This is a genomic window from Xenorhabdus anantnagensis, from assembly GCF_028598555.1.
Taxonomy (GTDB): Bacteria; Pseudomonadota; Gammaproteobacteria; order Enterobacterales; family Enterobacteriaceae; genus Xenorhabdus; species Xenorhabdus anantnagensis.
Genome location: NZ_JAQRFN010000008.1, coordinates 131,959 through 146,088, shown reverse-complemented (window position 1 = coordinate 146,088; position 14,130 = coordinate 131,959). Strand labels below are relative to the sequence as shown.

Genomic DNA, 14,130 nt, shown 5'->3' with positions numbered 1-14,130 from the left:
CGATGGATTCGCAACGCAATCTTCTTCTCATCGCCTTGCTGTTTGTTTCGTTCTTGGTCTGGCAGGCGTGGGAAAATGACAAAAACCCACAACCAACAGCCCAGATCACGCAGCAAGCAAATACTACGCTGAGTAGCGAAGCAAGCAGTGGGCAAGGTAAACTGGTCACCGTGAAAACGGATGTGCTTTCATTGCATATCAATACCCGTGGCGGTGATATCGAGGAGGCTGATCTGCTGGCCTATCCAGATACTCTGGGCTCCAAAACACCGTTCAAATTGCTGGAAACAACCCCTGAGTTCACTTATCAGGCTCAAAGTGGATTAACTGGTGCCAATGGTCCAGATAAGCAAGCTGAACGTCCGCTTTATCATGCCGCCCAAAATAGCTTTGTTTTGGCTGATGGTCAGGATGAATTACGTATTCCGATGACTTATACCGCACCGGATGGCGTGGTTTATGTCAAGACCTTCGTTTTAAAACGCGGTGGCTATGCAGTTTCTGTTGATTACAGCATCAATAACGTCACTGACAAACCATTGCAGATGGCGTTTTTCGGTCAGTTGAAGCAGAGCATTGATTTGCCAAAACATCGTGATAATGGCAGCAGCAACTTTGCTCTGCATACTTATCGTGGTGCTGCTTACTCTTCTGATGACACAAAATACGAAAAGTACAAATTTGGTGATATTGAAAGCAAAGAGCTTTCCGTATCCACAAAAGGTGGCTGGGTTGCGATGCTCCAGCAATATTTCGCTACTGCTTGGGTTCCGGGAGAAAGTAAAACCAGTACTTTCTATACCATTGACCTGAAAGACCAAAAAATGGCGATCATCGGGTACAAGGGTGAAAACATCAATATCGCGCCGAAGAGCCAGCAGAATATCTCTTCTACTCTGTGGGTAGGCCCTGAAATTCAGGACAAAATGGCGGCGGTTGCACCCCATCTGGATCTGACCGTCGATTACGGTTGGTTGTGGTTCATTTCTCAGCCATTGTTCAAGCTGCTGAAATTCCTGCATGAATTCATCGGTAACTGGGGCTTCTCCATTATTGCGATCACCTTTATCGTGCGCGGTATCATGTATCCGCTGACTAAAGCGCAATACACTTCAATGGCGAAAATGCGCCTGTTGCAGCCGAAAATCACCGCGATGCGTGAGCGTTTTGGTGATGATCGCCAGCGCATGAGCCAAGAAATGATGGCGTTGTACAAAACGGAGAAAGTAAACCCGCTGGGCGGCTGCTTACCTCTGGTGATTCAGATGCCAATCTTCCTTGCGTTGTACTACATGCTGATGGGTTCTGTTGAGCTGCGCCATGCACCGTTCATTGGTTGGATTAAGGATTTGTCTGCACAAGATCCTTACTACATTCTGCCATTGCTGATGGGTGTGACCATGTTTGTTATCCAGAAACTGTCACCAACTACCGTGACTGACCCAATGCAGCAGAAGATCATGACCTACATGCCTGTCGTGTTCACAGTCTTCTTCTTGTGGTTCCCATCTGGTCTGGTTCTGTACTACATCGTCAGTAACTTGGTTACCATTATCCAGCAGCAGGTTATTTTCCGCAGTCTGGAAAAACGCGGCTTACATACCCGCGAAAAAAAGTAACACTTTTTAAAAGCTAGTTTTTAAGGTACTCGTTTTAAAATAAGACTAGTTTTAAAATATAAGTAGAAGGCGGTCTTTGACCGCCTTTATTATTGCAGTTTATATACCCAATAGATTTCAGCTTACAGTCGATAAAGCAGCAATTTGCTTGACGATGACGGATATAGGTCAAAAGAGAGAATTTCATGAATACCACCGATACAATAGTCGCTCAGGCCACTCCTCCGGGACGAGGCGGTGTAGGCATTCTGCGTATTTCTGGCCGCAAAGCGGCGGAAATCGCTCAGGTGGTATTGGGGAAACGCCCAAAACCCCGTTATGCTGATTACCTGCCCTTCCGTGATGCAGATGGTTCTGTGCTTGATCAGGGGATTGCACTTTACTTTCCTGGCCCTAACTCATTTACGGGAGAAGATGTACTGGAGCTTCAAGGGCACGGCGGGCCGGTTATTTTGGATTTGTTGTTAAAGCGTATTCTGGCTATTTCCGGCGTGCGCATTGCGAATCCGGGGGAGTTTTCTGAACGTGCTTTCTTGAATGATAAACTCGATTTGGCACAAGCAGAAGCCATTGCAGATTTGATCGATGCCAGTTCCGAACAAGCGGCACGCTCCGCGATGAACTCCCTGCAAGGAACGTTCTCCAACCAAGTTCATCAAATGGTGGAAGAGCTGACTAACTTGCGGATCTACGTTGAAGCCGCGATTGATTTTCCCGATGAAGAAATTGATTTCCTTTCCGATGGCAAGATAGAAGCCAAGTTGGATGAAGTGATCGCAGAACTGGATCAAGTTCGTTCACAGGCGCGTCAGGGCAGCTTATTGCGTGAAGGCATGAAAGTCGTGATTGCAGGGCGTCCGAATGCGGGTAAATCCAGCCTGCTTAATGCACTGGCAGGACGTGAAGCCGCGATTGTGACTGATATTGCAGGTACAACACGTGATGTTTTGCGTGAACATATTCATATTGATGGAATGCCGCTGCATGTGATTGATACGGCGGGATTGCGCGAAGCGAGTGATGAAGTGGAACGTATCGGCATCGAGCGGGCATGGCAGGAAATCGAGCAGGCCGATCGGGTGCTGTTTATGGTGGACAGTGCGACCACGGATGCTATTGAACCAGCACAAATCTGGCCTGAATTTATGACTAAGCTGCCTGAATCTCTGCCTATTACGGTCATTCGTAATAAGACAGATATGACTGGGGAAGAAATCGGCATTTCAGAAATCAACGGTTATACATTAATTCGCCTCTCTGCCCGTGATGGGAAAGGTGTCGATTCGTTGCGCGACCACCTAAAAGAGACAATCGGTTTCAACAGTAATACTGAAGGTGGCTTCCTTGCCCGTCGTCGTCATTTGCAGGCATTGAATACGGCGGCAGAACATTTGCAGGAAGGCCATCAGCAACTGGTCTTTGCCCGTTCAGGAGAATTGCTGGCAGAAGAACTGCGTCTGGCACAGCAAGCATTGAGTGAAATCACCGGCGAATTTACTTCTGATGATTTGTTGGGGCGGATTTTCTCGAGTTTTTGTATTGGTAAGTGAAAAACGGGTGTTATCACGTTTTATCCAACATAAAATCGAGTTCCAGTGTGACCACTGACGCCATATCTGCTGGCTTGGGGCCAACGGATATGGCGCGATTGACGGCATCAAGTGCGGCATCATCCAGTGTTGTATTGCCTGAAGAATTAATCACTTTGACAGCGGTTAATGTACCGTCGTTCAGCAGGGTAAAGTTAACAATAACCGAGCCTTCCTGTTTCATCCTTTTTGCCTTGCGGGGATAGCGTTTATGACGCTCAATTTCCTGCCGTAATCTGGCGTGGTAATTATCCATCTCGCTATTTCCCTGTCCCACCAAAGGTTGTGACGTTGTTGCCCTGCTCATACTGCTTTCCGAATTAATCTGAGCGCTGCCGCTGGTTGCCTGTTCTGCATTATTGCTTTCTTGTATTTGCGGTGATGGGGCGGGTTTCTTTTCCGTCACCTCTTGCGGTTTTTCTTTCTGCTGCTTTTTACGTTTCTTTGGTTTGTTGATTTCCAGCGGTTTTGCCACTTTGTTTTCGGTTGGGATCGCTTTATCCAGCACCATTTCAGGCTTTGTCGGAGATTCCGGTGCAGTTAAAAGCGGGGTTGGCGGAGAAACAGGTTCCGGCTTATTCTCCCACGATGAGGCGGCAACCATCGTAATGGATAGCCCCGTAGTAGAAGAATTTTTGTTGATATGATGGGCTGTGTCATCATATGAAGCATGTTGGTTGAACAGCCATATCAGACTGATATGCAATAAAATGGCAATCAGGATGCCAACCAGTAAGCCCTTTCTGGGCATCAATGGAAAGCTGGCGGTTGGATTATCTAATATGGCTGCGTTGGTCATACTATTCTCTAAAAAACAAGTCTCTAAAAAACAAGTCCCTAAAAAACAAGTCCCTAAAAAAGAAACCCCTAAAACTGGCTGGTCAGACTGAGTTTAAAGGTTCTGCCCGGTGCCGGTATCATTGAACGGGTCAAAGGATCAAGATAGTAGCGATTGGTTAGGTTTGTGCCAGTTAGCTCTACCGATATAGCTGGGGTGACTTGATAGCTGACATAGGCATCAACCGTAAATACCGGATTCCAGCGCATTGGGTTGTTGGATTGCCCCTTGTAAACACTTGGCAAGGCATTCATCAACCATTTTTCATCTTTGTTTTCTGCTTTGCTGTGGTAGAGCATCCGGCCGCCCAGTTCCAGTTTTTCATCAAGCAGGCGGCCGCCGATGGTCAGATTGGCTGAGTATTTAGGTTGGATAGAGGTGCGTAAATAACCACCGGGGAAGCCGCCATCAATACATTCTGAGATGCCATAACGATTTTGAGAGTCCATTCTTAACACAGAGTTGTTGTCACAAACTTTGTTTTTCATATTGTAGACTAACCCCATATCGGTGAAGAAACTGCCATTATCGTAACGTGCCTGTAATTCCAGACCTGCCAGTTTCTGTTTGTCCAATTGGGAAAATTTATAGGTATTATCCCTATCAAATATATTTTCGATCACAGTATTGTAATAAGAGAGTTTGATATCGGCATGACGTTCAGCATCAACCAACTGGCTGAAATCATAGACAAAACCTACTTCCGTGGTTTTGGATCGCTCAGGTTTAAACTTGTGGCCTATTTGGTTGGTTGGCGAGCCTGAAAAACCGACGGTATCTTCAAAAATACTGGGCATTCTTACCGCTTCGGCATAACGGGTATAAATACGGAAATTGTCTGTAATATAGGCTGTCGCAGAGAAGGTCGGAGCCCAAGCGTGATCCTTACGCTTTGGGGCTGGTTCCCAAGGATCGTCAACATCAGAACCTGATATACCATTTGCATCAACGCTTGTGCCGTATTCATATTTAAAGGCTTCCTTACCACTCATTGGGTCGATAACCTTTTCGTTCATATCCAGTTGACCATTGAAATAGGGGTTATCGCTTTTATTGAGCTTGCCATTGTTGGGATCGTAAAGCCAAGTGAATGTTTCGTGAACCACCTTGCGTTTTTGTCCATCACGTGAAGTGATACTAGTTGTTTCGATAGTAGAATATTCAGTTCTAAGTTTCTTAAGGAACGCCATCCTTTCTGCTGAACTCATTTGCGAGGTTCTGTTTGTTTTTATAAATTGTTCCCTTTTTTGCACTGTATCAGCTTCTGGTTTGGTCAAGGTTCGGAAATAACTCATTTCATATCCGATGGTTTCGCGCTGTTTTTTATAATGATTATCTCTTGCTATGCGCCGTTCATTGAGCAAATCATCTTTAGACCAATAAGATACGCGTTTGGCTCCAGCGCTCAGGGCCAGCCATGAAGTCGGCCGCCAATCAAAGTTAAAGGCGAGATTGATTTCCTGACGCTGTCCTTTACGCGCAGGAGACTGGAAAAAGTACATATTGGTGGAGTTGTAATCATCATTAGATTTTAGGTGTTCCCGCTGGAAATTACCCATCAAGGTCAAGTCCAGACTGGAGTGTAGGGTAAATTTATTGGAGAGATCGACACCCCAGCGGTTGTTTTGAGAATGGGTGGCGGCGGTATTGATCAATGTGCCATCAATATTGGTGCTCCTGCCATCAAGACCGCCCTCCCAACGCCAGTCTCTATCGGAGGGGCTGCGCGGATATCCTCCAGCGGTGTTGGTATTGCTGGTGGTACGGGTTGTCCACAAATTCATGTCGAAATCAATATAAGAGTTACCTGTAGGCTGCCATTTGTAGCTCAGGTTAGCTGCTTGTTGGTGGGCATTAGCCAGTGACCATTGGGGAACCTTATTTTCTTCGGGATTAATCCAGCCCAAGCGTGAGGGCATAATATCGCCAAATTCCATGCGGGTATTGCGAAAGCCCAATAGCAGAGTTTGGTCATCGGTGAAACGCCAAGTGTTTTTGATTAGCACGGAACGCATTTCACTGGAGGTATTGGGGACCTCATTACCGGGGCGATAGATACGTGCGGCAAACGGCAGATAAGGATCTAGTGTTGTTAGAGCATTTTTCATCAGTTTCCTGTCGTTTTCCGTAATGGGAGCATCATAACGATGGGCACCCCCTTTGCCGGCAAAATAGTTCCCCTGACGGCGGTAAGCGTAAGCCAGCATGAGGTCAAAATATTCTTGGCGCGTTCCCACTGCGATGCGGAAGGCATTGTCCTTGAAGCCAAATAGTTTATTGTCTTTCGATGAGTGGGGGGTGATTTTTAAAGCGGGATCAGTCTCGATACCATTTTGGGTAAAGCCCGGAATATCGCGATAGTCCTGTCCCAATGACAAGGAAGGCAGTCGTTCTCTCACCGAGTTGCTACTAGTTTCCAGTTTGGTATTAATGCCGAAGGTTTCCCCTTTCGGTACTACATCAACAATGTCTAAGGTCTTTATGGATACGGCACCACCGACGGAACCTTTGATTCTGCGATTCAGAGAAGGGCCTTTTTCGATTTCGATGCTGCTGATTAAATTTGGATCGATATAATTGCGGTTATTGGCTCCATGATAACCACGCCCAACGGTAATGGCCTGTTCTGTGCCATCAATGGTGACGGGAATACGCCCCTGCCCCTGAACGCCACGGATATTGATATCCAGAGCACCACCATTGCGGGCATCACCGCTATATACGCCAACAGCACCTTTAATTAAATCGGCGGGAGATGAACCTTTATAGCGTTCTATCTGCTTTTTGCCGATATAAATATTGGAGATATCTTTGTCATAGACCGCATCATAACCTGCTTCATCTTTATCACTGTTATCTTTGACACGGATCTTGCCCAGATCCGTCTTGCCGCTTGATGCTGTGACAGCAGGCTTGGATTCGGCAAACAGGGGCGGTGCAGCCAATGAAAATGCCAGTGACAATGCAATTGTGATGGGGGTGAACTGTGTTTTAACTCGGTATGCCATTGATGTCCCTGCCTCAATTTATCGATTATCATCACGCAAATAAAAAACATAAGGTTTTGATTAAAAATATTTTTCCAGCCTTATCAGCACTTCATTTTTGTTATAGCTGTACAGCCAATTGACATTGCTGTGATTGCGTCGGTGGCGGAAAGTAAAAGAAGGTGTCATTCCCCATATTTCAGCGGCAGGGACTTTAATGACTGCGGTATAAATCTGCTCATTATCCTGGCGTCTGGCATTCATCATGGGGCTGTAAGCACCAAAATGGCGCTTTTTCAGCATGGTAAACAGTGAGCCATTAATACCGGGATAGATCTGTCCGGCAATCCCTGCCCGAATTCCCCATTGCTGATAACGATCGACGGGATGCTGGTCATTGTTCCGATAAACCCAATCGCCGCCGCCAAACAGAACAAAATCTTTGTTAATGGCATGGGATAAGGTGAGGTAGGTTGAAGAGAATTCACCATCTTTCCTACGGTAACGTTGCTGATGGCGCAGTTTCTTATGTTCAAGTTCAATATTTAGGGCTGTCTGGGGAGTGAATGCCCATCGCCATTCTGTTTTGACACCCGTGGCGTGATAAAAGGTATCACCCGCACGTTGTTTATATTCAAACAGAGGGCCAAAAGAGAAATCGTGACTCTTGCTTTTATAGTTGTAGCCACCAACCAGCAGAAATGTATTTTCGTTTTCATCTTGGTTATCACGGTAATTTTCACCATAAATCAAGCCACGACCAAAAATGCCATGATGGCCGACAAGTTGATAGCGCCGGCTTAATGTTGCGTCATAAGACATGCCCCATGCTTTGATCGCTTTGGGTACTTGCAGCTTCTGATAGCATTGAATGTTTAAGTGTGGCTGACAAGTGGTTTCCTGATCAGGAGACATATTTACATTGTCGTTATAGGCGTAGCCAGCAGAGAAAGAGCCGCGCCAGCCATTTCTCAGTTCTATCGCTTCCAGATAGCTGTTAATGTTTTTCAACACTATTTCTGGTAACTGCTGTTCTTTATTTAACCCAGCAAACAGTTGTTCGGCTTCCCGATTTTTATGATCTTCAAAATAAACGCGGGCCAGTTCCAGTTTGATACGTGTGAAATCAGGTTGTTGATTCAGAATTTGTTGATAATGATAGGCGGCGAGATCTAAATCTCCTTCAAGACGTGCCAATCCGCCCTGAGCAAAATTAACCAACATAACATCATGCCCCGGCAATTTTTGGTAAGCCGCGAGAAAACGCCTGACATCTGACCACTGTCGATGGTTAGTGGCAAGGTATAGTGCCTGACCGATATCGTTCAGATTATTCTCGACTTGAAATGTCAGCCCATTAATCACAATCTGTGAAGTGTTATTTTCAATAAAAACAGGATCTGGCGTAATCAGGCTGGTTTCATTTTCCTGCTGGTTATGCTGCGCTTCCTGCCAGATTTTTCGAGGGATATCTTCATCGGCATAAGCAGGCAAGGAGAGGAATAAGGCCATCAGTGCCGCTGATAATATTGGCGTTGTTCTATTGTCAGACATCGGGAAACCAGCTTACAAAGTTCACGTTATTAGAAATAAAAAAACAAAGAACAGCGCCAAAAATGGTACTGTTCTCTGAAAAATTAATATTTACTGTTTAGAACCACCGAAAGCGGTATCTTTGGTACTGTCATCTTCAAATTTTGCATATCCTGCCAGACTGGAAGCACTGTCACCGAAGAAGTGGCCAGTGCTTGTTCCAATCAAATCATCAGTAGCGGCTATACCCTCAAATTTAGCATCAGAGCCGATATTGGCATCAATATCTATCGTCATCGCGGTATTTGCCAGTGAACCAATCAGGGTTTTCTCACCAAAATCTGCGGTAAATGTACCGGACAGGGCATTGTCACCGCTGTACTGGTTAATACCTGTTATTGTATAAGTTGCTGTACCGTCGGTCGGAATATTGGTGGTAATATCTTTGCCCGCATAGTAGACAGTATGAGTATTATCATCTGCTTTACCGGTTTGAGACCATTCACCGAAGTAAACGTCAGCATTGGCAACTTTACTGAAATGGAATACACCCATACCGCCGTGAGAGCCTGGCGCGCCCGCCATTGAGATATTATGAATACCATTGCTGTCAGCAGGAGCCATTCGGGTCAAGCCAGCAAAACCGATGAGTTTGCCATCATAAACGGAGCTGACACCAATTCCGGGTTCGTTACCCACTCCACCGTGGGAGCTTGAACTAGATTGAGTTGCCCCAACCGTAATATGTGGTGTCGTTTCTTTCTGGCTTTGACCAAAACCGACTGCTGCCTGAGCCTGTGCCATAAATCCCAATGCGCCTAAAGCGGCGACTAATACCTTAATCTTTTTCATCATTATCCTCGTTTGGAATGGGGGATCCCTCGTTACCCAATCATAAAAACGGCCTGATTTATTGCGCGTGGAAAACGTACACCGATCAAATGATAATGTAAATGATAATTATTTCTATTTGTTTCTATTTTTGTAGGGTTTATTAGATATTATTTTTATTTAATTTATTGATTATTGGTTGTTTTTTTGTGTTTTAGGGAGATTGAAGCTATCTGATTTTTTGTTGAAAATGTGAGGTAGGTCGATTTAATTTACAAAGTTCTAATCTTTTAATTATTAGCAAGTTAAATTTATTGGTTTTGTATTTTATATATCTATCTGGCTGAAAAAGGCTGAATGGGAGATGTATTATGGAAGTAGAAATCATTATTCAATCTGCTGAAGAAAGAACAGATTTTGGCGATGCAATAGGCGAACTTATTGGTAACAATTGGCCTCGGTTCATGAATTATGATGCTGTAGCTGAAAAACATTGGGACAAATTATATGAGTCTGGCTTCAGCCATTTTCAAAAATTTGCCATCTTGAAACAAGGTAAAGAAGAACGCCTTATTGGTCTGTTTAACTCAATTCCTTTTCCTTGGGAAAATCATTCATTAGATCAATTGCCTGATGAAGGATGGGATGCTGTATTAGAGGCCGGTGGAGCAGCGAAAGGAAAGGTACAAGCCAATATGGTATCTGCTCTGGGGATGACAGTTGCTCCTGAGTTCAGGGGGCAAAATGTTCCTGCTTTGTTGCTCAACAGCTTGAAGCAGACTGCCCGGGATGAAGGATTACTAGGGCTTGTGATTCCTGTCAGGCCGAGTCTGAAAAGCAAATATCCTCTGCAAGATTTTATCGAATACTGTAGTTGGAAAAATGACAAAGGCGAGCCGTTTGACCCGTGGATCCGCACACATTGCCGTTTGGGCGCAAAAATCATCAAGCCTGCCCTCCGCTCTATGGATATCTACGGCACACTGGAACAGTGGCAGGAATGGACTGACATGAAGTTTCCACAAAGCGGTGAATATATCATTCCGGGTGGTTTGGTGCCGTTGGTGGTGGATGTTGAAAAACAGATGGCTTATTACATTGAACCTAATTTGTGGATGTATCACCGCCTTGATTAAAAATATTTCTCTAGCTGTATCTGTACTTCATTTTTGTCATAACTGTACAACCAGTTCACATTGCTGCGATTGTGTCGATGGCGGAAAGTTAAAGAGGGGGTCATTCCCAATATCTTAGTGGCAGGGAATTTAATGGAAACAGTATAGATCTGTTCGTTATCTTTGTGTCTGGCACCCAATAATGGGCTGTAGGCTCCGAATTGTTGTTTTTTCAGTGTGAAAAACAGTGAGCCATTAATATGGGAATAGAGTTGCCCGGCAATTCCCGCATTCACTTTCCATTGCTGATAGCGAGCTGCTGGTTGTTGATTGTTTTGATAGATCCAACTGCCGCCACCAAACAGAACTAATTTTTCACTGATGGCATGAGACAGGCTGAAATGGGATGAGGAGTGCTCACCGTCTTTCCAGCGGTAACGCGGCTGATAATTCAATTTCTTATGACCAAGTTCAATATTGAGTGTGGTTTTATTGGTGATAGACCACTGCCATTCCATTTTGGCGCCAATGGCGTGGTATTCGGTATTCCCTGCACGTTGTTGATATTCAAACAGGGGGCCAAAGGCGAAATCATGGGTTCTGCTTTTATAGTTGTAGCCACCAACCAGCAGAAACGTATTTTTGTTTTCGTCGTGGTAATGGTGATAATTTTCACCATAAATCAGGCTGCGGCCAAAAATGCCATGATGGCCGATAAGTTGGTAATGTCGGCTTAATGTAGCGTTATAAGTTACACCCCAATCTTTAATAGGTTTTGGCGATTTCCGTTCGATCACGCACTTTCCTTCTTTGGAAAGCAGGCAAACCGGTTTCTGATTTGGAGACATATTTATATTATCGTCATAGGAATAACCGAATGAGAACGAGCTATGCCAGCCATTTCTTCGGGTTATTGCTTTCAGATAACTGTCGATATTCTTCAGAACCATTTTGGGTAACTGATGCTGTTTACTGACCTCTTGAAATAACTGGCTAGACTCCCGATTTTTGTGATCTTCAAAATAAGTACGCGCGAGTTCCAGTTTGATGCGCGTAAAATTTGGTTTTTGACGTAGAATTTTTTGATAATAAGAAGCAGCAAGTGCCAAATTTCCTTCAAAATGTGCCAGACCACCTTGAGCAAAATTGATGAGTAACGGATCGTGTGCAGGTAGTTTTTGATAAGTGATCAGAAGGCGTCTTACGTCTTGCCACTGTCGATAGTTAATGGCAAGGTACAAGGCTTGACCGATATCCTTAACATTGTTTTCTATCTTGAATTTTTGCCCATGAATGATGATCGATGAAGTATCACTCTTTGCAGAAATGGTATTTGATATTATTAATCCTGCTTCATTTTTTTGTTGATTGTGCTGTTGATTGTATCGTGCGTCTTGCCAAATCTTGTGGCTACTATCTTCATTAGCCTGAGCTTCATTAGCCTGAGCCGCTGGAAAGATGAATGGGATCAGCAGTGATATCAGTAATTCAGGCGCTTTTCTCTTACCAGTTACTTTTCTCTTGCCAGCTACTTTTCTTTTGTCAGACATAGAAAAAACTCACTTACAGATCCCATATTATTGGGAATAAACAGTGATACGAGACGTTATTAGGGCAACGAAGGTGAACGGAAAGGGAAAAGTGGGATAACAGTACCCAAAATGGCACTGTTATCCGGAAAATTACTTTTTATTGCCACCGAAAGCCGTATCTTTGTTCCTGTCACTATCAAATTTGGCAATCCCTGCCAGAGAGGAGGCGGAATCACCATAGAATTTTCCATCGGTGGTTCCATTGATACTGCCGTTGGCTGTGGCTTTGCCTGAAAATCCGGCATCATTATTTATATTGGCATCAATACCTATATTCAGTGAGCTATTGCTCAGTGAGCCATTCAGTTTTTGGGAATCAAAGTTTGCGACTAATTCACCGGAGAGAAGATTGCTACCGTTATATTGGCTAAGGCCTTTCACCGTATAGGTCGCAGTGCCGTTTTTTGGCATATTGGTTGTAACATCTTTGCCTAGATAAAAAACAGTATGGGTGATGTCCGATTTATCAGGGGTTTTTTGTGCCCATTCACCGAAGTAAACTTCCGCATTTGGAACCTGGCCGATATCGATATATTGATTCTCGATACCCCAAATGCTTAATCCCTCTTTTTTGACATCATAGATGTTGTTCTTGTCGAGAGTGGCGAGTTTTTTCAGCTCAGAGGCAGTGAAGAGCTTATCCCCAATTATAGGTATCGAAGAGATGCCTATGGCAGGATCACCGCCTTTCTCTCCGAGTAGAATATGTGGTTTGGTTTCTTGTTGGCTTATGCCATAGCCAACTTTTGCTTGAGCCTGTGTTATCAATCCCAAAACGCCTAACACAGTGATTAATATATTGATCTTTCTCATCATTAACCTCACTGAGAATTAAGTATCTTGTTATCCTGTCATAAGAGCGTCCTGAATTTTTTGTGCAGAAAACGTATGAATTAGAAATGTACACAAAGTAACAATATGATTAATAAATAGTCAGGTAAACTATAAATCAAACCACGTTTTTAAATTGTTGATTTTTATTACTTATACTGGGATTAATCTATTGAAATTAAAGGTTTTTTATATTGAAAAAGGATGCGAGCGAATTTGAGGATATTTCACCGTCTCAATTAATTAATCCAAAATTCGCTGCGGATGGGTATACACGGTTGCCCGTCCCGGCTTGCAAAATCCGACTAGTGTCAGATTGCATTTTTGTGCGACTTCAATGGCGAGTGAGGTTGCAGCAGAAACGGCAAATAAAATTTCTGCGCCACAATTGGCTGATTTTTGCACCATTTCATAACTGGCGCGGCTGGAAACCAACACTGCACCTTGTTGCCAACCCGTTTTGGCCCGCATTCCCAATAACTTATCCAATGCAACATGGCGGCCGACATCTTCACAACCACCAAGCAATTTTCCTTCAAGGTCAATCCAACCTGCCGCATGGGTACAGCCGGTAAGTGAACCGATGTCCTGAACACGCGGTAATTGGGCAAGTGCAGTATCAAGGTGAGAGAGGGAAAAGGTTTGGGTGAAAGGCAGGGGCGTAATTGGGCGAAAAATCTCTGTCAGTTGCTCAGTGCCGCAGATACCGCAGCCAGTTCTCCCCGCCATACTGCGTCGGCGTTCTTTTAATCCCGTAAAACGGCGGCTGGAAAGTTCAATATGAAGCTCAATGCCGCCATGACAGCTAACTACTGAGTCAATGCCCCGAATTTCCTGTGGAGACGCGATAATCCCTTCCGACAATGAAAACCCGATGGCGAAATAGTCGAGATCCTTCGGGCTGGTCATCATTACAACATGGGAAATGCCGTTATAAACCAATGCGACAGGAACTTCCTCGGCTACCCAATCCAGCTTTGCTCTGCTCAACTGATTGCTTTGTTTTGCGTTTTTTTGTTGCACATTGATACGGAAAGCACCGTTGATTCCTTCCATGGTTAACTCATTTTCTGACCTTGCATCATCCATAGTGAATTCCCCAGTAGATTGATTCATAATACTGTTTGTGTGGATTTATAGCAGACAGTGCCCAGAATCAAAAATGATTCATCAAATTATTACCGAATGACATTTT

Annotated in this window: 10 protein-coding genes; 3 read left to right on the top strand and 7 right to left on the bottom strand. The window is 44.4% G+C overall.

Annotation, left to right across the window (positions count from 1 at the left end; genetic code table 11):
* The first annotated feature begins 2 nt into the window (after positions 1 to 2).
* Entirely contained in the window at positions 3 to 1,619 is a 1,617-nt protein-coding gene (gene yidC, locus PSI14_RS08470; protein WP_273575500.1) for a membrane protein insertase YidC, read from the top strand.
* Between the two features lie 185 nt (positions 1,620 to 1,804).
* Positions 1,805 to 3,169, top strand: coding sequence for a tRNA uridine-5-carboxymethylaminomethyl(34) synthesis GTPase MnmE (gene mnmE / locus PSI14_RS08465; protein WP_273575499.1), 1,365 nt, complete (start codon positions 1,805 to 1,807; stop codon positions 3,167 to 3,169).
* Between the two features lie 13 nt (positions 3,170 to 3,182).
* On the opposite strand, the gene PSI14_RS08460 is transcribed toward mnmE, so the two are convergent.
* The 4 genes from PSI14_RS08460 to PSI14_RS08445 form a co-directional block, all read right to left on the bottom strand.
* Positions 3,183 to 4,007, bottom strand: a complete 825-nt coding sequence (locus PSI14_RS08460; RefSeq protein WP_273575498.1) for an energy transducer TonB — start codon at positions 4,005 to 4,007, stop codon at positions 3,183 to 3,185.
* Between the two features lie 68 nt (positions 4,008 to 4,075).
* A complete protein-coding gene (locus PSI14_RS08455; protein ID WP_273575497.1) occupies positions 4,076 to 7,054 on the bottom strand; it encodes a TonB-dependent receptor domain-containing protein in 2,979 nt (992 codons plus the stop codon).
* 60 nt (positions 7,055 to 7,114) lie between these two features.
* Positions 7,115 to 8,587: a porin family protein gene (locus tag PSI14_RS08450; protein ID WP_273575496.1), complete on the bottom strand. Its 1,473-nt coding sequence runs from the start codon at positions 8,585 to 8,587 to the stop codon at positions 7,115 to 7,117.
* A 90-nt stretch (positions 8,588 to 8,677) separates the two neighbouring features.
* Complete coding sequence (locus PSI14_RS08445) at positions 8,678 to 9,418, bottom strand: Slam-dependent surface lipoprotein (RefSeq protein WP_273575495.1); 741 nt, start codon at positions 9,416 to 9,418, stop codon at positions 8,678 to 8,680.
* A 350-nt stretch (positions 9,419 to 9,768) separates the two neighbouring features.
* Between PSI14_RS08445 and PSI14_RS08440 the strand changes: the two genes are divergently transcribed.
* A complete protein-coding gene (locus PSI14_RS08440; protein WP_273575494.1) occupies positions 9,769 to 10,533 on the top strand; it encodes a transferase in 765 nt (254 codons plus the stop codon).
* Here PSI14_RS08440 and PSI14_RS08435 read toward each other — a convergent pair.
* From PSI14_RS08435 to fdhD, 3 genes are all read right to left on the bottom strand, one after another.
* Complete coding sequence (locus tag PSI14_RS08435) at positions 10,530 to 12,062, bottom strand: surface lipoprotein assembly modifier (RefSeq protein ID WP_273575493.1); 1,533 nt, start codon at positions 12,060 to 12,062, stop codon at positions 10,530 to 10,532. The genes PSI14_RS08440 and PSI14_RS08435 overlap by 4 nt on opposite strands.
* 132 nt (positions 12,063 to 12,194) lie before the next feature.
* The gene (locus PSI14_RS08430; protein WP_273575492.1) at positions 12,195 to 12,917 is read right to left on the bottom strand and encodes a Slam-dependent surface lipoprotein; all 723 of its coding nucleotides are present in this window, start codon (positions 12,915 to 12,917) and stop codon (positions 12,195 to 12,197) included.
* A 261-nt stretch (positions 12,918 to 13,178) separates the two neighbouring features.
* Positions 13,179 to 14,024, bottom strand: a complete 846-nt coding sequence (gene fdhD, locus PSI14_RS08425; protein ID WP_273575491.1) for a formate dehydrogenase accessory sulfurtransferase FdhD — start codon at positions 14,022 to 14,024, stop codon at positions 13,179 to 13,181.
* Positions 14,025 to 14,130 lie beyond the last annotated feature (106 nt).

What these genes read in the sequence shown, in the direction of transcription:
- fdhD (WP_273575491.1), bottom strand. Translation starts at nt 14,024, where the DNA reads ATGGATGATGCAAGGTCAGAAAATGAGTTAACCATGGAAGGAATCAAC.
- mnmE (WP_273575499.1), top strand. Translation starts at nt 1,805, where the DNA reads ATGAATACCACCGATACAATAGTCGCTCAGGCCACTCCTCCGGGACGA.
- PSI14_RS08455 (WP_273575497.1), bottom strand. Translation starts at nt 7,054, where the DNA reads ATGGCATACCGAGTTAAAACACAGTTCACCCCCATCACAATTGCATTG.
- PSI14_RS08435 (WP_273575493.1), bottom strand. Translation starts at nt 12,062, where the DNA reads ATGTCTGACAAAAGAAAAGTAGCTGGCAAGAGAAAAGTAACTGGTAAG.
- PSI14_RS08450 (WP_273575496.1), bottom strand. Translation starts at nt 8,587, where the DNA reads ATGTCTGACAATAGAACAACGCCAATATTATCAGCGGCACTGATGGCC.
- yidC (WP_273575500.1), top strand. Translation starts at nt 3, where the DNA reads ATGGATTCGCAACGCAATCTTCTTCTCATCGCCTTGCTGTTTGTTTCG.
- PSI14_RS08460 (WP_273575498.1), bottom strand. Translation starts at nt 4,007, where the DNA reads ATGACCAACGCAGCCATATTAGATAATCCAACCGCCAGCTTTCCATTG.
- PSI14_RS08445 (WP_273575495.1), bottom strand. Translation starts at nt 9,418, where the DNA reads ATGAAAAAGATTAAGGTATTAGTCGCCGCTTTAGGCGCATTGGGATTT.
- PSI14_RS08430 (WP_273575492.1), bottom strand. Translation starts at nt 12,917, where the DNA reads ATGAGAAAGATCAATATATTAATCACTGTGTTAGGCGTTTTGGGATTG.
- PSI14_RS08440 (WP_273575494.1), top strand. Translation starts at nt 9,769, where the DNA reads ATGGAAGTAGAAATCATTATTCAATCTGCTGAAGAAAGAACAGATTTT.